Source organism: Enterococcus sp. DIV1316a (assembly GCF_050536915.1).
Taxonomy (GTDB): domain Bacteria; phylum Bacillota; class Bacilli; order Lactobacillales; family Enterococcaceae; genus Enterococcus; species Enterococcus faecalis.
Genome location: NZ_CP172913.1, coordinates 1,733,499 through 1,756,864, shown reverse-complemented (window position 1 = coordinate 1,756,864; position 23,366 = coordinate 1,733,499). Strand labels below are relative to the sequence as shown.

General features: G+C 36.1%; 20 protein-coding genes and 1 pseudogene. 20 read left to right on the top strand and 1 reads right to left on the bottom strand.

Annotated features, from left to right (window positions below; translation table 11 throughout):
• Positions 1-2 precede the first annotated feature (2 nt).
• The 11 genes from IGL56_RS08420 to IGL56_RS08370 all read left to right on the top strand — a co-directional run bounded on the left by IGL56_RS08420 (position 3) and on the right by IGL56_RS08370 (position 9,307).
• Complete coding sequence (locus IGL56_RS08420) at positions 3-911, top strand: YihY/virulence factor BrkB family protein (RefSeq protein WP_002383768.1); 909 nt, start codon at positions 3-5, stop codon at positions 909-911.
• 110 nt (positions 912-1,021) lie between these two features.
• Positions 1,022-2,158: an MraY family glycosyltransferase gene (locus IGL56_RS08415; RefSeq protein WP_002366956.1), complete on the top strand. Its 1,137-nt coding sequence runs from the start codon at positions 1,022-1,024 to the stop codon at positions 2,156-2,158.
• A gap of 121 nt (positions 2,159-2,279) precedes the next feature.
• Entirely contained in the window at positions 2,280-3,068 is a 789-nt protein-coding gene (locus IGL56_RS08410) for a glycosyltransferase family 2 protein (RefSeq protein WP_002356889.1), read from the top strand.
• Positions 3,068-3,895: a glycosyltransferase gene (locus IGL56_RS08405; RefSeq protein ID WP_002356890.1), complete on the top strand. Its 828-nt coding sequence runs from the start codon at positions 3,068-3,070 to the stop codon at positions 3,893-3,895. Before IGL56_RS08410 ends, IGL56_RS08405 begins: the two co-directional genes overlap by 1 nt.
• 3 nt (positions 3,896-3,898) lie before the next feature.
• Positions 3,899-4,612, top strand: a complete 714-nt coding sequence (locus IGL56_RS08400; RefSeq protein ID WP_002356891.1) for a glycosyltransferase family 2 protein — start codon at positions 3,899-3,901, stop codon at positions 4,610-4,612.
• A gap of 121 nt (positions 4,613-4,733) precedes the next feature.
• Positions 4,734-5,600: a glucose-1-phosphate thymidylyltransferase RfbA gene (gene rfbA / locus IGL56_RS08395; protein ID WP_002364387.1), complete on the top strand. Its 867-nt coding sequence runs from the start codon at positions 4,734-4,736 to the stop codon at positions 5,598-5,600.
• 12 nt (positions 5,601-5,612) lie between these two features.
• Positions 5,613-6,185: a dTDP-4-dehydrorhamnose 3,5-epimerase gene (rfbC, locus tag IGL56_RS08390; RefSeq protein ID WP_002356893.1), complete on the top strand. Its 573-nt coding sequence runs from the start codon at positions 5,613-5,615 to the stop codon at positions 6,183-6,185.
• Positions 6,186-6,209: 24 nt separating this feature from the next.
• Complete coding sequence (rfbB, locus tag IGL56_RS08385; RefSeq protein ID WP_002356894.1) at positions 6,210-7,238, top strand: dTDP-glucose 4,6-dehydratase; 1,029 nt, start codon at positions 6,210-6,212, stop codon at positions 7,236-7,238.
• Positions 7,239-7,330: 92 nt separating this feature from the next.
• Positions 7,331-8,173 carry a dTDP-4-dehydrorhamnose reductase gene (gene rfbD, locus IGL56_RS08380; protein ID WP_002356895.1) on the top strand — a complete coding sequence of 281 codons (843 nt, stop codon included), beginning with the start codon at positions 7,331-7,333 and terminating at the stop codon, positions 8,171-8,173.
• A gap of 58 nt (positions 8,174-8,231) precedes the next feature.
• Positions 8,232-8,957, top strand: a complete 726-nt coding sequence (locus IGL56_RS08375) for a glycosyltransferase family 2 protein (RefSeq protein WP_002356896.1) — start codon at positions 8,232-8,234, stop codon at positions 8,955-8,957.
• The gene (locus tag IGL56_RS08370) at positions 8,957-9,307 is read left to right on the top strand and encodes a DUF2304 domain-containing protein (RefSeq protein WP_002356898.1); all 351 of its coding nucleotides are present in this window, start codon (positions 8,957-8,959) and stop codon (positions 9,305-9,307) included. Before IGL56_RS08375 ends, IGL56_RS08370 begins: the two co-directional genes overlap by 1 nt.
• Positions 9,308-9,380: 73 nt before the next feature.
• Here IGL56_RS08370 and IGL56_RS08365 read toward each other — a convergent pair whose 3' ends face one another.
• Complete coding sequence (locus IGL56_RS08365; protein WP_002356899.1) at positions 9,381-9,722, bottom strand: EamA family transporter; 342 nt, start codon at positions 9,720-9,722, stop codon at positions 9,381-9,383.
• A gap of 247 nt (positions 9,723-9,969) precedes the next feature.
• Between IGL56_RS08365 and IGL56_RS08360 the strand changes: the two genes are divergently transcribed.
• The 9 genes and pseudogenes from IGL56_RS08360 to IGL56_RS08320 all read left to right on the top strand — a co-directional run.
• Positions 9,970-10,764, top strand: a complete 795-nt coding sequence (locus IGL56_RS08360) for an ABC transporter permease (protein WP_002356900.1) — start codon at positions 9,970-9,972, stop codon at positions 10,762-10,764.
• 12 nt (positions 10,765-10,776) lie between these two features.
• Complete coding sequence (locus IGL56_RS08355; RefSeq protein ID WP_002356901.1) at positions 10,777-11,994, top strand: ABC transporter ATP-binding protein; 1,218 nt, start codon at positions 10,777-10,779, stop codon at positions 11,992-11,994.
• Positions 11,984-15,127, top strand: coding sequence for a glycosyltransferase (locus tag IGL56_RS08350; protein ID WP_002356902.1), 3,144 nt, complete (start codon positions 11,984-11,986; stop codon positions 15,125-15,127). Before IGL56_RS08355 ends, IGL56_RS08350 begins: the two co-directional genes overlap by 11 nt.
• Before the next feature lie 11 nt (positions 15,128-15,138).
• The gene (locus tag IGL56_RS08345) at positions 15,139-17,280 is read left to right on the top strand and encodes a glycosyltransferase family 2 protein (protein ID WP_430599729.1); all 2,142 of its coding nucleotides are present in this window, start codon (positions 15,139-15,141) and stop codon (positions 17,278-17,280) included.
• On the top strand, positions 17,281-19,284 hold the full coding sequence (locus tag IGL56_RS08340; RefSeq protein ID WP_002383759.1) for a DUF7657 domain-containing protein: 2,004 nt from the start codon (positions 17,281-17,283) through the stop codon (positions 19,282-19,284).
• Positions 19,285-19,312: 28 nt separating this feature from the next.
• Positions 19,313-20,614 carry an EpaQ family protein gene (locus IGL56_RS08335; RefSeq protein WP_002356908.1) on the top strand — a complete coding sequence of 434 codons (1,302 nt, stop codon included), beginning with the start codon at positions 19,313-19,315 and terminating at the stop codon, positions 20,612-20,614.
• A gap of 105 nt (positions 20,615-20,719) precedes the next feature.
• Positions 20,720-22,117 (top strand): sugar transferase, encoded by a 1,398-nt coding sequence (locus IGL56_RS08330; RefSeq protein WP_002356909.1) that lies wholly within the window; start codon positions 20,720-20,722, stop codon positions 22,115-22,117.
• A 134-nt stretch (positions 22,118-22,251) separates the two neighbouring features.
• Positions 22,252-23,010 carry a glycosyltransferase family 2 protein gene (locus IGL56_RS08325; protein WP_002356910.1) on the top strand — a complete coding sequence of 253 codons (759 nt, stop codon included), beginning with the start codon at positions 22,252-22,254 and terminating at the stop codon, positions 23,008-23,010.
• A 27-nt stretch (positions 23,011-23,037) separates the two neighbouring features.
• Positions 23,038-23,229: pseudogene (locus tag IGL56_RS08320) on the top strand (LicD family protein); the annotation flags it as partial.
• Positions 23,230-23,366: the final 137 nt, after the last annotated feature.

The window sequence follows — 23,366 nt, the reverse complement described above, 5'->3', positions numbered from 1 at the left end:
TGATGAAGTTTCTCGACAACATCAAAAAGAATCAATCTTTGATGCGTTTTATTGAGACAACGCAAAGTCACATGGTCACAGCCGAAATAGGCAACAGCTCAGTGGTTGTTGCCTATTATTTATTACTCTCGCTGTTTCCATTACTGATTGCGGTAGGTAATGTCTTACCTTATTTAAGAATCGACCCTAATTCTGTGTTGCCTTATATTGCAGAGGCGATTCCGAAAGATGTTTATAAGAACTTAGAACCAGCGATTCGTTCACTACTGACTCAACGTTCAGGCGGGTTGCTTTCTGTTTCCGCTTTAGCAGCATTTTGGAGTGCCAGTCAAAGTATTAATGCACTACAAAATGCGATGAATAAAGCTTTTGGTGTCGAACAAAGGAAAAATTTTATTCTCGTAAGAGTGGTCTCATTTTTAGTTATTTTGTTATTTATGGTAGCGATTGTTGGTGTAGTAGTAATTTTAGGTCTGGGTCAGTACATTATTGAATTACTGCAACCAATTTTCCATTACTCAACGTCTGTGATCGATACTTTCCAAGCGTTAAAATGGCCGTTAACGACCGTTGTTTTATTAGTGATTATGTGTTTGATTTATGCGGTCGTTCCTAATCGGAAATTATCGTTACGTTCTATTTTGCCAGGGGCTATTTTTTCGACAGTCGGTTGGATGCTATTATCACAAATTTTTGGTTTGTACGTAAAATATTTTAGTTCTAGAATCGCAAGTTATCAAATCATCGGGAGTTTTATCATCTTGATGTTATGGCTGAATTTTGCTGCCACGATTATTATTTTAGGAGCAATTGTCAACGCTGTCGTCGATGAATACTTATCTGGAGATAAAGAAAAAAAACAACCAAGTTTTGAACAACGCTTGTTTAGATGGTTTAAAAAGAAAAAATAAATGGATTTCTTTAAAAAAGTCTAAACCGTTGCCAGAACACATGTTTCAGCTTGTAAATGCTTCAGTTTACGGTATAATATACCCTGAACGAGAAGAAAGTGGGTTCGACTATGTCACTATTTATTTATGAAGTTTTGATACGTTTATTTATGACATTTATCTTATCTTTGCTATTAACACCACTTGTTAAGCTTCTAGCGTTTCGGATTGGCGCCTATGATGCACCAGGAGAGCGACGAATCAATACCAAAAATATGCCTACAGCAGGAGGACTTGCAATCTACATTGCTTTTGCTAGTTCATGTTTATTGATTTTTCGTTCGATTATCCCACAAGATTATATTTGGCCGATTATTTTGGCTGGTGGAATGGTTGTTTTGACAGGCCTCATTGATGATATTAAAGAGATTACTCCAATGAAAAAAACAATCGGTATTTTGTTAGCAGCATTAGTTATTTATTTTGTTGCTGGAATTCGGATAGATTTTGTGACGTTGCCAGTTGTTGGAATGATTGATTTGCGCTGGTTTAGTTTACCACTAACTTTATTGTGGATTTTAGCGATTACGAATGCAGTAAATTTAATTGATGGTTTGGATGGTTTAGCATCAGGCGTATCCATTATTGGATTAACCACGATTGGTATTACAGGGTATTTTTTCCTACATGCTAAAACGGTCTATATTCCAATTGTTATTTTTATTTTAGTTGCGAGCATTGCGGGATTTTTCCCATACAATTTTTATCCGGCTAAAATATTTCTAGGAGATACCGGGGCGTTATTCCTCGGGTTTATGATTGCAGTAATGTCGTTACAGGGCTTGAAAAATGCTACGTTTATTACGGTAATTACGCCAATGGTGATTTTAGGTGTGCCTATTACGGATACGGTTTATGCAATTATTCGACGGCTATTGAACAAGAAGCCCATTTCCTCAGCAGATAAAATGCATTTGCATCACCGCTTGTTATCTTTAGGTTTTACCCATAAAGGGGCGGTCATGACTATTTATGCATTAGCGTTAGTTTTTTCCTTTGTCTCTTTATTGTTCAGCTATTCAAGTACAGTAGCATCAATTTTATTAATTGTCTTTTGTTTAATTGGCTTAGAACTATTCATTGAACTAATCGGTCTAGTTGGCGAAGGACATCAACCGTTGATGTATTTGTTACGGATTTTAGGGAATCGTGAATATCGTCAGGAGCAAATGAAAAAGCGACTTGGCAAGCATTCTAAGAGAAAGTAAAGAAATCTTTAGGTTGCTTTGCGAGAGCGTAAACCTATGATATAATTCCATTAAACTTAAAAAAGTATATGTGTGAAACATATGCTTTTTTTTTAAGACGATGTTTCAGTAGTAAGGAGAAATGAGCATGCAAGAAATGGTAACAATCTCGATTGTCACTTATAATAGTCGTTACATTTTTAATGTACTAAACCAATTAAAAGCCGAATTGGGTACTGATAGTATCTATGATATTCATATCTATGACAATCATTCTGAAACAGCGTATCTTGAAAAATTAACAACATATGAACCATTTATTACTATCCATCGCGCTGAAGAAAATCAAGGGTTTGGTCATGGTCATAATCAAGTGTTATTCAATGCTTCGACAAAGTATGCAATTATTTTTAATCCCGATGTTTTGGTTACTAAAGACGTGCTTGATCGTCTATTAGACCGTATCAAAATAGATAAGAACATTGCAGTCGTTAGCCCTAAAGTGTTAAATGAAGATGGCACGACGCAATATTTAGTTCGTCAAAAATTAGATGTCTTCGATTATATGTTACGTTTTATTCCCTTTCAATTTGTAAAGAAAATTTTTGATAAACGTTTGAGCATTTATGAATGTCGCGATTTGTCGGATACAGAAACAACGGATATTAAAATGGGCTCAGGCTGTTTTATGTTGATTGATCGTGAAAAATTCGTTGAAATTGGTGGGTTCGATGAACGTTTTTTCATGTACTTTGAAGACAACGATTTATGTTTACGCTTTGGCAAAGCAGGCTATCGGATTCTCTATACGCCTTTTGAAACGGTTGTTCACATGTATGAAAAGGGCGCCCATAAAAGTCGAAAATTGTTTAAAATCTTTATGCAATCAATGGGGAAATTTTTTAACAAATGGGGCTGGAGGTTCTTTTAATGAGTCAAAGATTAGCGGTAGTCATCGTCTTATATCAAATGAAAATGGCTGATGCGCCAAATTATTTGTTATTAAAAGAAGTTGTAAATCATCCCGAATTGCACTTATTTATTTATGACAACAGTCCACTTCCTCAAGAAGATGCATTATTTTTACAACAAAATGTTACTTATCGACATAATCCTGATAATCCAGGCCTAGCGACCGCTTATAATGAAGCGATTGCTTTTAGTCAAGCGAATCAATGTGAATTATTGTTGCTCCTTGACCAAGACACAGAAGTGCCAGCTTCTTATTTTGATACGTTGATCATCATGCCGTTAGATCCGACTGTGGCAGTCTATGTTCCAATTGTAGATGCAAATGGACAACAAATTTCGCCAGTGTATAGTGATCAATACGTTGGACTTAAAGGAGCAAAGCCAACAGCAGGTATAGCCAACCAACCGTTGATGGCTATCAATTCTGGTACAGTCATTACGGCAGAAACACTGCGCTGGTTGGAAGAATTTTCGGAAGAATTTCCTTTGGACTATTTAGACCATTGGTTCTTTTATCAATTAAATCAAGCCAATAAAAAGATTGAAGTCTTACCAATCCACCTAAAACAAGAATTGTCTGTTTTAGATTATCGTACAATGAGTCCTCAACGTTATCGCTCTATTATTGAAGCAGAAACGTTATTTTATCGTCGATATGATCAAGAAAAGTTTTCCCATCATCGACGCCATTTATTTTTACGCAGTAGTAAGCAATTTTTAACTGTCAAAAATCGCCAAATTTGGCGGCAAACATTGGCAGAATTTCTCAAGTTAATGAAAGGATAATCTATGATCTCAGTTTGTATTGCGACATATAATGGAGAAAAATATCTCGCGGAACAATTAGATAGTATTCTTTTACAAGTCAGTGAAGAAGATGAACTAATTATTTCAGATGATGGTTCTACTGATCATACGTTGGAAATTTTGAGGACGTATGCAGCGAATTATCCCCAAATTCAATTGTTACAAGGTCCAGGGCAAGGAGTGATTGCTAATTTTGCATTTGCGCTTACGCATACGAAAGGCGAAGTGATATTTTTAGCAGATCAAGATGACGTTTGGTTGCCAAATAAAGTAACGACAGTGACAGAATATTTTGAAACGCACCCTGACATCCAAGTGGTTATTAGTGACTTGAAAATTGTTGATGCGGATTTACAAGTTACCAATCCCTCTTATTTTAAGTTTCGAAAAATCAAACCAGGGTTTTGGCGAAATGCGATAAAAAGTGGCTATATTGGGGCAGGTATGGCCTTTCGTCAAGAGATGAAAAACGTCATTTTACCCATTCCGCCAGAAGTTCCTATGCATGATATGTGGATTGGCTTATTAGCTGCACGGAAAAAGCAAACGGGTTTCATTAAAGAACCATTAGTGCTTTACCGAAGACATGGAGCGAATGTCAGCCCTATTATTACCAAAACAAGTTTCCAACAAAAATTAAATTGGCGTGTGAATTTATTAAAAGCTTTACATCAGCGTTTAAAGGAACAACGCTAAACTTTTACAGATTTGTAAAATTTACGTAAAAAACATGACAAACCCTATGCTTAATGCGATAATAGGGAAGGATATTTGGTTTTATAGAAACTAAAAATAGAAGTATTTAAGGAGATTGTTCATGAAAGGAATTATTTTAGCAGGCGGAAGCGGGACACGCTTATATCCGCTAACAAAAGCAACATCAAAACAATTAATGCCAATTTACGACAAACCAATGATTTATTACCCAATGTCAACGTTAATGTTGGCGGGAATTAATGAAATTTTGATTATCTCTACACCAGAAGATACACCACGTTTTGAAAGCTTATTCGGCGATGGCCATGATTTAGGCATTCATATCGAATACGCGGTACAAGAAAGCCCAGATGGTTTGGCGCAAGCATTTATTATTGGTGAAGAATTTATTGGTGATGATAGTGTCTGCTTAGTTTTAGGGGACAATATTTATTATGGTGGCGGCTTATCAAAAATGTTGCAACGAGCAGCTTCTAAAGAGTCAGGGGCAACAGTCTTTGGCTACCATGTAAATGATCCAGAACGTTTCGGCGTGGTAGAATTTGATGAAGAGATGCGGGCGCTTTCTATTGAAGAAAAACCAGCACAACCGAAGTCAAATTACGCAGTGACAGGTTTGTATTTTTACGACAATGAAGTGGTTGAAATTGCGAAAGGGATCAAACCGTCAGAACGTGGGGAATTAGAAATAACAGACGTTAATAAAGTCTACCTTGAAAAAAATAAACTTTCTGTTGAGGTAATGGGCCGTGGCTTTGCTTGGTTAGATACAGGCACACACGAATCCTTATTAGAAGCGTCAACATTTATTGAAACAATTGAAAAACGTCAAAATTTAAAAGTCGCTTGTTTGGAAGAAATTGCTTATCGAATGGGCTATATTACAAAAGAACAATTGGTAGAATTGGCACAACCATTGAAGAAAAATGGCTACGGCCAATACTTGCTACGTTTAGCAGCAGAATAGGAGCGAAGAAACGTGAAAGTTATTGATACAAAATTACAAGATGTCAAAATTATCGAAATGGATGTTTTCGGTGATCATCGTGGCTTTTTTACAGAAAGTTATTCCAAAGCTAAATTTGCAGAACATGGATTAGACTTTGATTTTGTCCAAGATAATCATTCATTATCAACAGAAGCAGGTGTCTTGCGTGGATTGCATTTTCAAAAAGGCGAAGCTGCGCAAACAAAACTAATTCGCGTTGTAACAGGTGCGGTATTAGATGTGATTGTTGATATTCGTAAAGGGAGTCCAACCTATGGCCAATGGGAAGGCTACATTTTATCAGAACATAATCACCGTCAGCTTTTAGTACCAAAAGGTTTTGCTCATGGTTTTGTCACTTTGACACCGAACGTGAACTTTATGTACAAATGTGACAATTACTACAATGCGGCAGCAGACGGCGGTATTGCTTTTAACGATCCAGCGTTAGCTATTGATTGGCCAATTGCGCCAGAAAAAGCGATTACGTCAGAAAAGGATCAAAAACATCCAACCTTAAAAGAATTTGAAGCGGAAAATCCGTTTATCTATGGCGAAATTTAAGAAAAAAGTAGGAGAGTTTCAATTATGAAAAAAATCATCGTAACAGGTGGAGCTGGTTTTATCGGCTCAAATTTTGTTCATTATGTTGTAAAGAATCATCCAGAAGTTCATGTAACTGTATTAGATAAATTAACGTATGCAGGAAATGAAAAAAATCTTGAAGGTCTACCAAGTGATCGCGTGGAATTAGTCGTAGGAGATATCGCTGATGCTGAATTAGTTAATCGTTTAGTTGCTGAAACAGATGCGGTCGTTCACTATGCTGCTGAATCGCATAACGACAACTCATTAAACGACCCATTCCCATTTGTACAAACCAATCTGATTGGGACGTACACATTGATCGAAGCTTGCCGTAAAAACAATGTTCGTTACCACCATGTATCGACTGATGAAGTTTATGGTGATTTACCTTTAAGAGAAGATTTACCAGGACATGGAGAAGGCGAAGGGGAAAAATTCACTGCCGAAACGCCTTACAATCCTTCAAGTCCTTATTCTTCAACAAAAGCAGGATCTGACTTGTTAGTCAAAGCGTGGGTTCGTTCTTTCAACTTACAAGCAACAATTTCAAATTGTTCAAATAACTATGGGCCATATCAACATATTGAAAAATTTATTCCTCGTCAAATTACCAATGTCTTAAGCGGTATTACACCAAAACTTTATGGTGCTGGTAAAAATGTTCGTGACTGGATTCATACAAACGACCATTCTTCGGCTGTTTGGGCAATTTTAACAAAAGGGCAAATTGGCGAAACATATTTAATTGGAGCCGATGGTGAAGAAGACAATAAAACAGTGATGGAATTAATTTTAGAATTAATGGGACAACCTGTTGATGCCTATGAGCATGTCAACGATCGTGTAGGACATGACTTACGTTATGCGATTGACTCAACCAGATTACGCGAAGAATTAGGTTGGGAACCAGAATTCACGAATTTCCGTGAAGGCTTGGCAGAAACAATCAAGTGGTATACAGAAAATGAAGACTGGTGGCGTGCAGATAAAGAAGCTGTTGAAGCAAAATATGCACAAAATGGTCAGTAATTTTTTCTGACATGTGAGATAACAGTCGAAAGGCGATGGCAAAGTACAAAAGCTACTTTGCCCTGCCTTTTTTTCAAGAAGGAGCGAAAAAAATGATTTTAATTACTGGTGGAAATGGCCAATTGGGCACAGAATTACGTCACCTATTAGACGAACAAGGAATTGAGTATGTTTCAACGGATTCCACAGAATTAGATATTACTGATGCGGATAGTACGTTGGCAAAAGTGAAAGAAATTCAACCAAGCGTCATTTATCATTGTGCTGCTTATACAGCTGTTGATAAAGCAGAAGACGAAGGCAAGGAATTAGATGAAAAAGTGAATGTAGATGGCACACGTCATGTTGCAGAAGCTGCTAAAGCAGTGGGGGCGACACTTGTTTACGTAAGTACAGATTATATTTTTGATGGAACTAAAAAAGAAGGCGTCTATGCGATTGATGATCAACCGAATCCTTTAAATGAGTATGGTCGGACGAAGTTATTAGGTGAACAAGCGGTCCAAGAAATCCTGGACGATTATTATATTATTCGAACATCATGGGTATTTGGTCAATACGGTCATAACTTTGTCTTTACCATGCAAAAATTAGCGGAAACAAGAGACCAACTAACGGTAGTGGACGATCAGTTTGGCCGCCCAACTTGGACAAGAACGTTAGCCGAATTTATGGCATTTGTTATTGCAGAAAAAGCGCCATTTGGTGTTTATCATTTGTCTAATGAAAACAGCTGTAGCTGGTATCAGTTTGCTAAAGAAATTTTAAAAGATACTGAAGTGGAAGTACTGCCAGTGGATTCAACTCAATTTCCACAAAAGGCGCAAAGACCACAATATTCTGTCATGGATTTAAGTAAAACAGAAGCGTTAGGCTTTAAAATTCCTACTTGGCAAGAAGCCTTAGCACAAATGTTAGAAAATGTTCAACAATAAATTGTTTTGTGTAAGTGAGGGGTTTTGTTAGAGAAAAAGTGGAAAGGTGTTTCTCTTTATGAAGGTACTTTTAATCATTCCTGCTTACAATGAGGAAGAAAACATTTTGCGGACGATTGCTTCCATTGAAACATTTAAACAGGAAGTTACGCATTTTCAACATGAATTGGATTATGTGGTAATTAATGATGGCTCGACAGATGGAACCAAACAAATTTTAGAAGTCAACCAAATTAATGCCATTCATTTAGTGTTGAATTTAGGTATTGGCGGGGCGGTACAGACCGGCTATAAATATGCCTTAGAAAATGAGTATGATGTGGCGGTTCAGTTTGATGGTGATGGTCAACATGATATCAATAGTTTACCTATTTTACTGGAACCATTAGCAGAGGGTAAATGTGATTTTTCGATTGGCTCTCGTTTCATTCCTGGAAACGAAGCGTCTTTTCAAAGTACGAAAATGCGCCGTTTTGGTATTCGTTTGTTATCCTTTTGTATTCGAATGGCTTCTGGTAAAACAATTTATGATGTGACTTCTGGTTATCGAGCGGGAAATCGGAAAGTGATTGCTTTTTTTGCAAAGCGTTATCCGACAAATTATCCCGAGCCAGAATCGATTGTTCACTTAATTAAAAAACGCTTTGTGATTGTTGAAAGACCTGTCAATATGATGGAACGGCTTGGTGGTGTTTCTTCGATTCGTGCATTGGCTTCTGTGAAGTATATGCTGGAAGTCGGCTCAGCAATTCTGATTGCTGCCTTTATGAAGGAGGGAGATTAATGCTACCAACCGTGTTATGGCTAGCTTTATTTTTATTTGCAATTGGCTTTTTCTTATACATTATTCGAGGAATTAATAAAAATATTTTTCTCCTAAAAAATGCTTTGATTTGGTTATTAATCTCAATTGTCTTAATTATTTTTGCTATTTTCCCGCATGTGGCAGAATGGTTAGCAATGGCCTTTGGGTTTGAAACAACATCAAACTTTTTATTATCAGCTGCGGTGATTGTCCTTTTAATCATGGAAATTAAAAATTCTGTGTTGATTTCAAAACACGAAAATCGCATTAAAACATTATTGCAAGAATTATCTATCATGAAATCTGAAGAAAATAAAAAAGATCGCTAATGTGTAGTGACCCTTAAAAGTTGGACCTGAAAGTCTAATATTTAAGGGTCAGCTCAATGAATAGCGATCTTTTTTATTTAAGATTCATAATCACAATGCCGACAATAATAACCACAGCACCAATAAGGGCATTCGTTGTGATTGTCTCTTTTAGAATAAGATTTGAAGCAATTAAAATAGCGATGTTTGTACAGGCAACGCCTAAAGGAACAATGTAAGAAACATCGGAACGACTAATAATTAACATCCATAAAATAAAACTAATTAAATAACAAAATAAACCTAATAAAGATATAAGTGAGATATTCATTGAAAAGATTGTTTGTTGGAGTTGGATGTTCAAACTGCTAGAACCTAGTTTAAATAAGACCAGACCAGCAGAAGACAGAAATACGTAAATAATAAAAAGAACCATAATTTCCCTTCTCTCAAAAATAATTTCCGTGCAAAAAAATGCAAGACCTCCATTATTGTAGCATAATCTCCTAAAAATTGGACAAGATTTTTTAATATAGCGAAATCAGTTAAATTTTTCTTTATAAAAAGGGGTCTACTATTGAAAAGCTAGGCGTTTATCGATAAAATAGAAATGTTGTTTAAAATGGCATTTTTGTATCCAAAAATTTTAGATAAAAATAGTTTATTACGGAAGGAATAAGTATATGTTTAAAGAAACATTTTCAATTTTCAAGAATATTTTTCAGAACAAAAAATTGTTATTACAATTTTCATTTAATGATTTTAAGGCCAAGTATGCTGGTTCAGCACTAGGAATTGTCTGGGCGTTTTTAACGCCATTAGTAACTGTTTTGACGTATTGGTTTGTCTTTTCTGTAGGCCTTCGTTCTAGAGCTGGCGACAATATGCCATTCATTGTCTATTTAGTAACAGGGATGGTACCTTGGTTCTTCTTTTCAGATTCGTTATTATCAGCCACGAATGTGTTTCGTGAATATAGTTATTTAGTTAAAAAAGTCGTGTTTAATGTACAAATTTTACCAACGTCTAAAATTTTATCGAACTTGTACACCCACTTGTTTTTCATTCTAATTGGTTTTGTAATTACTACAGCTAACGGTTATTACCCAAGTCTGTACAGTTTGCAATTAATTTACTACTTAGCTTGTTTATTAGTCTTTTTAACAGCAATTACGTGGATTACTGCTTCAACACAACCATTTTTACCTGATATTATGCAATTTATCAATATCATTATGCAAACAGTTATGTGGACATTGCCAATTTTATGGCAACCAACTGGAATGATTGCGACAATCTTAAAAATCAATCCATTATATTATATTGTTCAAGGATACCGCGAATCTTATTTAGGCGGTGCATGGTTCTGGGAACATTGGCAATATAGCTTATATTTCTGGGGAGTTACTATTGTTTTACTATTAATTGGCTCAACCGTGTTTAGACGCTTAAAACCACATTTTTCAGATGTACTATAAGGAGAGAACGACATGTCAGAATATGCAATCGATATCCAACATATTACCAAAACATACAACATGTATAAAAAGCCGTCCGATCGGTTTAAAGAAGCGCTTAGTCCAACCAAAAAATCTTACCACGATTTGTTTTATGCGTTAGACGATGTCACGATGCAAATTAAAAAAGGCGAGATGATTGGCTTTGTCGGCGAAAATGGTTCTGGAAAATCAACCATGTTAAAAATTATTACAGGAGTATTAACGCCAACCTCCGGGTCCATGGTGATTAATGGGAAAATTTCAGCGTTGCTTGAATTAGGTTCAGGTTTTAACCCTGAATATTCAGGATATGAAAATATTTTCTTAAATGGAATGGTCTTGGGTTTTTCCCGAGAAGAGATGGAAGAGCGTGTCCAAGATGTCATTGATTTTGCTGACATCGGCGATCATTTGTATCAACCAGTTAAGACATACTCTAGTGGTATGTTTGTCCGCTTGGCTTTTGCGGTAGCCATTAACGTGGATCCCGATATTTTAATTGTCGATGAAGCGTTGGCTGTCGGGGATTTAGAGTTTCAATTAAAATGTATGGAAAAATTTACAGAAATTAAAAATTCTGGTAAAACAATTTTATTTGTTTCTCACGATGTAAACTCCATCCGTCGTTTTTGTGACAGAACTTTTTGGTTGCAACACGGGAAAGTCGTTGAATATGGAGATACGATGGACGTGACGACCAACTACGAAAACTTTTTGAAAAAGAAATCAATTAAAACGGTTGACCGCGAAGCGACCATGAAAGATGAAACTCCAACACCAGATATTATTGAAGTGGATCATGCGGAACTTTTAAATGCGGATTATGAACCATTAGAAATGGTAACGCAAGATGAAAAAGTGATTGTAAAAATTGAATATACTGTCAAAAACGACCAAATTAAGAAGCCTGTTTGTGGGGTCGCTATTCGAACAGTGGACAATCATTATGTCTGTGGCTTAAATACGTTGTTAGATGGCGTGCAAATTCCTTGGAAAAAAGGACGGAATGTTTTTTATTTAGAATATGAAAAAATGTCATTATTAACAGGTGAATATTATTTTGATATTGCTTTCTTTGAGGAACATGCAACAGTCCCATTAGTCTACAAAACAAAATACGTGACGATGTTTATTACCGGTCGTTATGCCGGAGAAGGAATTGTCATCTTAGATCATAAATGGAAGGATACGACAAAAGATGAAGTATGATTTTGAAATGGAAACAGACGAGAGTACCAGTGTTGGGAAAATCGTAGCACAAATCAAAGAAAATAGTGATGTCTTGGAATTTGGTCCAGGTAATGGGCGAATGACTAGCTATTTGATGGAAGAAAAAAAGTGCCAGGTCTCAATTGTTGAATTAGACAAAGAACTTTATGATCATGTCAGTCAATTTTCAACAGATGCCTTTTATGGCAATATTGATGAAAATGATTGGGTCGAATACTTTGCTGGTAAGACGTTTGATTATATCGTTTTTGCAGATGTGTTGGAACATTTAATGAATCCTCAAAGCGCCTTAGCAAAAGTCAAACCGTTTTTAAAACCAGGCGGTCAAATCTTAATCACTTTCCCTAATTTGGCGCATAATTCTGTCTTAATTGATTTATTTAATAATCGTTTAACGTGGAATGAAACTGGGCTGTTGGATGCTACGCATAAATCATTCTATTTACAAGAAGGATTTGAAAAAGTTTTTGTAGAAGTTGGTTTATACATTGCCAAAGAAGATTTTACATTTAATCAAGTTGGCTACAACGAAATTCCTACGACGTATGAAGCGTTACCTGTAGAAGTACAAGCAGCTTTTAAAGCGCGTCCCTTTGGCGAAGTGTATCAGTACTTTTTTGCCTTGACTGCTGAACCAGTAGAACAGCCAGAGCGAGTGACACCAGTAAATTCATACAATGAAAAAAACGTTCATATTTTAATTAATTGCGGCGAAGAAAAAGAGACTGAGTTGGATCAACCAGTTGATTTACAAAAACCTGAAACAAAACAGTTCCAACTGAAGATACCAGAAGACGTCCAACTGATAAAATTATTCCCAAGTTTAACGGGGGCAATTATTAAATTATCCATGACGATAGACGGCGAGACAGTCCCAGTCGCAGCCACGAATGCTTTTCTGGTACAAGAGAATATCTATTATTTCTTAGATACGCAAGTACCTGTAATCGAAGTAACCGATGCACAAATGGCAGGCAAAGACCTGACAGTAGACATTGATTATTTCTTTGAAGGCAACTATTCAGAACGTGAAAATACCTTTATTCATGCACTGTTAGATGAAAGAAATCAATTTTTAGAAGAAATGAATAAACAGACGGAGACTGCCCCTATGCCTACTGGAAAATATAAACGAATCACGTTAACTAAATTTGATAAAATGATTAATTTAACCATCGATGATATTGCTCGCGATGTAGAAAATAACGTTTCTGTTATCAGAGGGTGGGCGTATGACAAACAAACAAATTATCCGCTAAGATTCAGCATTGCAGAAGCTAGTGAATCAGTCACTTATACGGTGGAAACAGAATACCGTCGTGATGTTATTGATATGTTTGAATTAGAAGGCGATCAAGATTATGGTTTTGTCATTACGATTAAAGATCCAGAAGATTTACCAGCCTACACGCTAAACATTGACACAAAATCAGGCCAGAAGGTTCAATACGTGGTGGAGCGTCCAAACATGGTTCAACCAGGCACAAAATTTGATCGAGCATGGCGTTCGATTCAGACACGTGGTTTGATGGGCTCAGTGAAGTGGTACTTTAAACGACAAGAAAAAGCAGAAGCCCCTGTTGACGTGGAGGCAGTTTTAGCGGAAATTAAAACGTTCCAATTTCAGCCTAAAATTTCTGTCGCTGTGCCTGTTTATAATGTCGAAGAAAAATGGCTTGCAGCGTGCGTTTCTTCTTTACAAAATCAGTACTATGAAAATTGGGAGTTATGTTTAGCAGATGATGCATCGCCAAGCGAACATATTAAGCCCATGCTAGAAAAATATAAAGAACTAGATCAACGAATCAAAGTTATTTATCGCGAAGAAAACGGACATATTTCAGAAGCAACTAACTCAGCTTTGTCGATTGCTACTGGCGATTTTGTTGGTTTCATGGATAACGATGATGAATTAGCGCCACAAGCATTATATGAAGTGGTCAAAGCTTTAAACACAGACCCAACGATTGATTTTCTTTATACTGATGAAGATAAAATTACAGAAAATGGTCGTCGCTTCAACGCGTTTTACAAATCGGACTGGAATCCAGAACTGATTTTAAACCATAATTACATTACACACTTTGTTGTTGTGAAACGTGATTTATTAGAAAAAGTAGGCGGACTGAACTCAGCATATAACGGCGCTCAAGACTATGATTTCGTATTACGAGCAACGGAACAAGCAACGAAAATCAAGCATATTCCTGGTATGATGTATCATTGGCGTGCCATTGAATCATCGACTGCTCTAAACCCTGAAAGCAAAGGTTACGCCTATGTAGCTGGTCAAAAAGCGGTCCAAGCGGCAACGGAACGCCGTGGCTTAAAAGCACAAGTAGAGATTGCCGAATTTTATGGTTCCTATAAAATTAACTATCTTTATGATCATGTGCCGATGGTATCATTGATTATTACGAATGATACAGAGAATATGAGTAGTTACTTACGTCAATTATTAGAAAAAACTGCCTATACAAATTATGAAATTCTATTGCCTGCACGCTTCGAGAATCAAATAAATATCCAAAATGACCGTCTTCGTTATGTTTCAACAGAAACTCGTCATGGCATGATTCAAGCTGCTAAGGGAGAATATGTGGCTTTATTAAATGCTGGATTGGTACCAACGAAAAATGATTGGTTAAAAGAGTTAATGAACATTGGTCAACAAGAGACCTCTGGTTTAGTGACTGGCCGCGTAGTTGACGCACGCTATCGCGTGGAAACGGTGGGAGTATCAGTTGATACAGACAAAGGTCGATTACTTTATCCCGAAAAAGGCACCCCTGGTAAAAGCTTAGGTTACTATTACAGAATTGCTTTACCAAGAAATATTCAAGCAGCAACTGAAGACTGCTTACTATTCAACAAACAACTTTACCTAAATTTAGAAGGAATTAACGAAAGCTTAGGAAAAGAATGGATGGGTGTCGATTTATCGTTACAATTTGCTAGCGCTGGTAAACGAAATGTATATGTGTCCTATGCAATTTTGAAAGCAGACGAAAAAATGCAAAACCATGATAAAAAAGGATCTTATAAAGAACTTGCGGAAAAATGGACCGCGGAAGCTTTAGTTGATCCCTACCGAAATCCGAAACATCTATAAGGAGAATGCACATGAATGAAGACATTAAGGTGATCTTTGATAGTATCTATCGCGACAAAACAACAAATAATTTAACCATTACAGGTTGGGCGTTGGATACAATCACTAAAGAAAGCACAACTTTCACAATTAATAATGAAAACCAAGTGTCCGCTTATAACATTCAGCGCGTTTTACGTGAAGATGTTAATCAAATTTATCAAACAGAGCCTGCGATTGAAGCTGGCTTTGTTGTTACACTTGAAGGAATTAAACAAAAAAAAGTACTCCCTTTTCATTTTCAATCATCAGCACATGTTGTAACGGTGGATTTTCCCTTGAATAAAAAATATCCAGTGATTCCAGGGACAGAAGATAAAGTAACTCGTCTTTGGATAAAAGCCAAAAAAGGATTTAAGTATATGGCTAAAAATGGTATTTCTCATACCATTCAACGAGCGAAAATTGAGAAACTGAGAAATCAAGCTTCGTATCCTAACTGGTTAGCTAGAAATGAAGTACTAGACATAGAAGCGATGACGCAAGAAATCGCAACATTTCATTATCAGCCTAAAATTTCCATTGCGATGCCAGTGTATAATGTTGAAGAAAAATGGCTTCGGTTGTGCATTGATTCTATTTTGAATCAAGTCTATACTAACTGGGAATTATGTATGGCCGATGATGCCTCAACAGATCCTAATGTCAAAAAGATTTTAACAGAGTACCAGCAATTGGATGAGCGAATTCGGGTCGTCTTTCGTGAACAAAATGGTCATATTTCCGAAGCAACCAACTCTGCTTTAGCGATTGCTACCGGAGAATTTGTCGCCTTACTAGACAACGATGATGAATTAGCGATCAATGCTTTTTATGAAGTGGTTAAAGTGCTGAATGAAAACCCAGAACTGGATTTAATTTATAGTGATGAAGATAAGATTGACATGGATGGAAATCGTTCTGATCCAGCCTTTAAACCAGATTGGTCACCTGATTTACTTTTAGGAACCAATTACATTTCGCATTTAGGCGTGTATCGTCGGAGTATTCTAGAAGAAATTGGCGGCTTTCGAAAAGGTTACGAAGGTTCTCAAGACTACGATTTAGTCTTAAGATTTACTGAAAAAACGACAAAAGAACGCATCACACATATTCCAAAAGTTCTTTACTATTGGCGGATGCTGCCAACCTCAACAGCAGTGGATCAGGGCTCCAAAGGTTATGCTTTTGAAGCGGGGCTAAGAGCCGTGCAAGATGCGCTCGTTCGTCGAGGTATTAATGGTCATGCAACGCATGGGGCGGCGAATGGCTTATACGATGTTTATTATGACATTGAATCTGAAAAGTTAGTCTCAATTATTATTCCAACTAAAAATGGCTATAAAGACGTACAACGTTGTGTTTCATCGATTATTGAAAAAACAACCTACCAAAATTACGAGATTATTATGGCTGATAATGGAAGTACAGATCCAAAAATGCACGAATTATATGCAGAATTTGAACAACAATTACCTGGCCGCTTTTTCGTTGAATCAATCGATATTCCATTCAATTTCTCAACTATTAACAATCGTGCAGCGAAAAAAGCGCACGGAGAGTATTTATTATTTTTAAATAATGATACCGAAGTGATTACAGAGAATTGGTTAACCTTGATGGTTTCATTTGCTCAGCAAGAACGGATTGGCTGTGTAGGTGCGAAATTATTGTATCCAAATAATACGGTCCAACACGCAGGCGTTATTTTAGGATTAGGTGGTGTTGCTGGACATGGTCATTATGGTTATCCCCATGGTGACTTAGGCTATTTTGGTCGGTTAGCTATTAATGTTAATTATTCAGCAGTAACTGCCGCATGCTTACTTATGAAAAAAGCAGATTTTGATGCAGTTGGTGGTTTTGAAGAAGCGTTTACCGTAGCTTTCAATGATGTTGATTTATGCTTGAAAGTCCAAGCTTTAGGACGTGACAATGTCTGGCTTCATGAAGCAGAGCTTTATCATTTTGAATCTCAAACTCGTGGATATGATGATAAAGGCAAAAAGAAAAAACGTTTTGAACAAGAAAAAGTGATGATGGAAGAAAAATGGGGACCTTTAATTGAAAATGATCCATTTTATAATCCTAATCTGACAAGGGATATTCCCAACTTTTCATTACGAATTGACTAGATGCAATTGCGGATGACGAAATGGAGCGAAAAGATGGAACAACAACTAACTACAAGAAAAGAAAAACAACCATTACGCAACCAAGCTGAGCAGAGTGCTCGCTTGGTTGATCATTTGTTACGCTGGCGCTATCTGCTAGCGGCAGTCATTTTTATTTTACTGGTCGCCTTTAAAGTCCATGGTAGTTCATTAAACATGTGGGATGCGTATGTTTCTGAATATGCGGATGGTCAAAAAAGTTCATTAATTGCTGGTGAACCAAGAGGTGTTCGCTCGGATGAATGGCTCGTTCAAACCCCATTTAGCCTCTCACAAACACAAACAGGTTTGAAAACACATAATGATGTGATTACGTTAAATGGGCAAGACATGGTGGTAGGCTATAATTCCCCAGCGTGGAATTTGGCCACGTTAGCGAAACCTTTTACGTGGGGCTATGTACTATTAGGCAAAGAATATGGCTTATCGTGGTATTGGAATCTTAAATTAATTGGCTTAATTTTATTTTCTTTTGAAATTGGCTTGATCGTCACACGGCGGAATAAATATTTAGCTTTGTTAGCAAGTGTTTGGATTCCGTTTTCTTCGGCCCTTCAATGGTGGTTTGTCTCGCCAGTTGGAGATTTAGTATTTTTTGGCTTAGGTTTTTTAGTGGGAATTTATAATTATTTCTATTATCATAGTAGTGTTCGACGTCGTGTCATTTGTGCGATAACGGCTGTTATTATGGCCTCAGGATTTGTTTTAGTTATTTATCCTGCGTTACAAGTACCACTTGGTTATTTGATTTTATTATTTTTAATTTTATTCTTTTTAGAATTTCGTAAAAAAATTAAGTTGGATAAGTGGGATGGGGTCCTGATAGGTGGGGCACTCTTGATGACGGCGATTATTGTTGGCGGATCGCTATATGGCTCATTGGATTCCTTAAAAGCAGTAATGGATACCGCTTATCCAGGAAAACGGGTAAGTTTAGGTGGCGATATGCCTAAACGCGATATTTTGTTATTTTTAACAAATTGGAAAATGCCGTTTCAAGATGTTCCATATTCCAATAATTCGGAAATCAGTAGTTTTTATCAATTATTTTTTGTTATTTTGCCGCTCTCACCATTTATTTTTTATAAAAAAATCAAAGAAAACATTTACGGTTTTGTCTTATTCGTGTATTGTTTATTTAACTTAGTTTGGATGAGCGTGCAATTTCCAACCATTTTTGCTAAGTTGACATTGTGGTCTTATGTGCCAGAACAACGGGCGATGTTATCCTTCGGGTTTGCAGCTGTGTTGTTGAGTTTATGGTTCATCGATTATTTATGGAATCGCCAAGCAAAAATTCCAATGATGGCCTGGTTAGGGGCGCTAGGATTAAATGTTGTTCTGTATTTCTTTGTTTTATATACGGGCAATTTACGGTTATACGTTACACGAATGGACATCATTGGTGTCTTAGTTGTCGCTACCGTTTTAATTGTTGCTTTATTTAAACGTTGGCGCACGTTATTTGTCCTTGTCTTATTAGGAATCATTATGGTTTCTGGAGCCTTTGTAAATCCAATTTCTCGTGGCGTTTCTGCTGTCTATGGTAAAAAATTAGCGGTAGAAGTGGAAGAAATTAACAAAAAAGACCCCAACCAATTGTGGGTGGGCGAACGCTTGATGTATGGCTATTTGCCAATGTTAGGTGTGCATACATTTAACGGTGTTGCTTTTACACCTGACTTAGAGGCTTGGAAACCATTAGATCCAAAAGGAAAAGACACATTTATTTATAATCGCTATGCGCACATCAATGTTGAAGTAGGAAATCAGACCCCTGTTTTAGAGTTGATGCAAAAAGATGCGATTATTGCTCGTTTATCTCCAGAAAAATTAAAAGAATATGGGATTAAATATGCGGTCGTTTATAAACCATTAGAACCGTTAGACACACCAACGATTCATTTTGAAAAATTATATGGACCTGATCAGAACGGGGCATATATTTATCGAATAAACGACTAGTGATTCATTCATGGAATGAGGTTTGAATATGGGAAAAGTATTGAATAGAATCGGTCGACTTATTTTATTAGTTACAATGATCGGCTCGTATACGATGTGGGTCGTAGGAATTGATGCGCCAGTCACAAAATATATGTATGCCAATAGTTCAATTTTATTATTAATAGCAGTAATACTTGTACTGCTATTAAATTGTACGAAATTAAAATTTATTGACTGGCTGACCGTAGCGTTGGCGCTAGCCACCTGGCTCTTGTTTCACTTTACGGAATCAATCCGTCATAGCACAATGCAAACAGATACAATGATTCCTTTAATTATTTTGTTGGTCCTTTGTTTTAAAGTTTGTGTCTTTGACCGTGTGGATCAAACGCTTTTATTAATTGTCTCTTTAGTTGCTTTGAGTGCGACTTTGTATCGGATGTCCGTGGAGTTGCCACAGTTGATTCCAGCAGACGAAATTTTTAAAGAATCAAATAAACTAGAAAGTATTTGGATTAATACCAATACGATTGGTGCAACGTTGATGTTTTCAACAATGATGGCCAGTAGTTTGATCAAAGCATATAGAAATAAGGTTTTTAACCTGCTGCTTTTACCTGTATACATTGGTGGTGTTTTAGGTACATGGGTCAGTCAATCCAAAACCTCTTTTGCCATTTTAGTTGGTTTTATTCTGGTGGATAATCTTTTACCAAAACGTTTCTTGCAACGTTCGAAAGTTTGGCTGTTTGGTTTTGTCGGAGTAGCTGCATTGGGACCATTGTTATTTTACTTATGTGCGGAATCGGATACTGTTGATTTATTTACAGGAAGAGAACGAATTTGGCATGAGTTTTTTGCTAAATGGTTATCTGATCCTCAACATATTAAAGTCGGTATGGAGCCTTTTGTGGCCTCATGGAAACCGCTGGGGACACATAATGCTTTTCTATTTACGTTAAGTAATTTTGGTGTCATTGGCTATCTGATTTTATTTGGTTTTTTAGTCAGTATGATTTTATTGATTGGTTTTCGCAAAAAAACATTGGATCGTTTGCAAGTTAGTTTACTTTTAGGCTTCCTTTTAATCTGGATTCATTCATTTATGGAAGATATTTTATTAGCGCCTCATTGGATGCCGATTGTTTATAGTTTCCTTGGGCTAGCCTTCTACTTCCGGCCAGAGAAAAAACGAGGAAGACATGAAAGTCCAACGACACCTAAAAGAAGAAAACGAGTGAAACAAACAAGTCCTGTTAGCAATGAAGAGCGCCCGATAGCACCTGTTGACGAAGAGGGCTGGGACCAACCTGAAGAATTAAGTCGTGTCCAAAGACATCGCAGATAATTTTCATCCTATAGAACTTTCTTGTCCGCTGACATTATGGTAATATAGGGGTTGCATGTTATTACAAATAATGTAATTACTGGAAGTGAAGAGAGGAAGTTTTTAATGACATCAAAAAGTGAATGGAGTAATGCAAGACGAATTGTAATTATTTTAGCAGACGTTTTGCTCTATAATTTATCAATCATCTTAGGGTTTATGGTGAAATTTGGCCGAGAAATTCCTTCATTTAACTTTGTGGCTTATGAAAAATCTGCAATTTACATTTCAATCTTTTTTATCTTTTTGAATTTGTTGTTAGGTGCGTATATTTTTTATAATCGCAAAATTAGTGACATCATTTTTGTCACGGTGATTGGTCAAATTTTAATGACTTTAACGATTATGATTGTGACATTTGCCGGACGTTGGTTTACGTTCCCGCGTTCTGTTTTAGGATATTCCTTTATAATCGGAATTATTGTTCTAAGTCTTTGGCGAATTCTTGTTTATTATCTTTACTTAAAGGTCAGCAATGAGCGAAAAGTTGTTTTACTAGGTAAAGAAAATCAAGTCATGCGGTCAATTCAAAACTTTATGTCTGATAAAAATAACAAGCATAAAGTAACGAGCGTTGTTGTCAGCAATTACTATGAAAACTTAAAAAAAATTATCGATGAAATCGATATTGTTTATATTTCAAGTAATGTTGATGAGAACGAAAAAGTAAAATTGTATCAATTAATTGTCAAACACAAGAAAAAAATCTTTTTAGATACAAGTTTTGAAAATCTAATTATGTTAAAACCAAACATGATGAACTTTGAAGATGAAAGTATTATCGAAGTCTCAAATTTTGAAATCCAACCAGAAGAGAATTTTATTAAACGTTTATTCGATATTTTAGTCTCTGTTTGCCTATTTGTGATTACCTCACCCTTAATGCTTATTGCAGCGATTTTAGTCAAAGCAACTTCACCGGGACCAGTGATTTACAAACAAACTCGGATTACATTAGATCAACGTGAGTTCTCGATTTTAAAATTTAGAACGATGTCGGCAACAGCGGAAGCAAAATCAGGTCCAGTCTTATCTACAAGTAACGACAGTCGCGTCACTACAGTTGGTAAATACTTGCGCGCTTTACGTATTGATGAGTTGCCACAACTAATCAATGTTATTCGCGGGGATATGTCCATTGTCGGACCACGTCCTGAACGACCATTCTTTGTTGATCAATTTAATCAGGAAAACCCGAATTACTATTTACGTCACAATGTACGTGCGGGGATTACCGGCTATGCCCAAGTTTATGGGAAGTATGCTTCTGACTACAATAGTAAATTGAACTTTGATTTACTGTACATCAAGAATTATTCATTACTGTTGGATATGAAAATTCTGCTTCAAACCATCAAAATTCTCTTTGATAAAGTATCATCAAGAGGATTGGATGAGTCTGAAGAACGTGAAGAATTGACGATGGATTATTGTAAAGAGAATGCTATTAGAATTTACCGTTAAAAGTTTGAGACATAAGTTATTTAAGCTTATGTCTCAAACTTTTTTTGGAAACAAGGAACGTTGAAATAATAAAAGAGCTATGCGATAATATAAACTGTTACATTCTTACATAAAATGCAACGAGGAGTGAACAAATGGAAACAGCACTTGTTTCAATTATTATGCCCATGTACAATGCTGGCAAATTTTTATCAAAATCTATTGAAAGCGTTCTGGAACAAACCTATCAGAATTGGGAATTATTACTCATTGATGATGGAAGTAAAGATGATTCTATTGATATTGCACTTGCCTTTATGGAAAAAGATTCAAGAATCTTTTTACTGAAAAATGAACAGAACATGGGCATTGCAAAGACCAGAAATAAAGGAATTGAAGCTTCAAAGGGACAATATATTGCCTTTTTAGATAGTGATGATTTATGGCTTCCTAATAAATTAGAAGTTCAAATCAAGTGGATGGAAGAAAAAAAACTTTTATTTACATGTAGTTCTTATTTTGTATGTAATGAAAATGGCAACATTACTCATGAGCGTAATTTTAGTGAGGGACCACAAACCTATCAAGATCTTTTAAAAACAAATACTATCGGCTGCTTAACAGTCGTAGTCGAATCTAATCTGCTTAAACGCCATTTAATGCCGGATTTAAAACATGAAGACTATGCTACTTGGTTAAACATTTTGAAAGAAATAAATACGGTCTATTTTATTAACGAAAAATTAGCCATTTATCGTAAGCTAACCACCTCTACATCTTCTAACAAATGGAATACAATCAGTTGGGTTTGGAAAATTTTGCGTCAAAATGAACAGTTTTCAGTTATTAAAAGTTCATTCTACTTAATGCGTTTTTTATTCTATACAACATTTAAATATGCAAAGAATGAATAGGGAGGAAAAGGAAAAGTGGAACAAATAGCAGATTTTAAATCTGCTATTTTTGTTCCGTTTGAAGATACAAAAATGCCAATACCAGTGGACTACAAGCGCTACTTAACACAGGTTTTTGGGGATTATATGCAATTGCCACCAGAGGAAGATCGCCAACCCCATCATGAAGCGCTAATTGTTGATGCTAAAAAATCGTACACAGAATATCTTAAAAAATAAATAAAAGATGAAAACAATCGATTAAAGATCTGTTTTCATCTTTTTACCATTTAAAAGTAAAAAATTGATATAGGAATGTTAAAAAAGCGTAATTGAATTTGAAATAAAGGTATGAGATAATAATTGGTGTTAGTTTT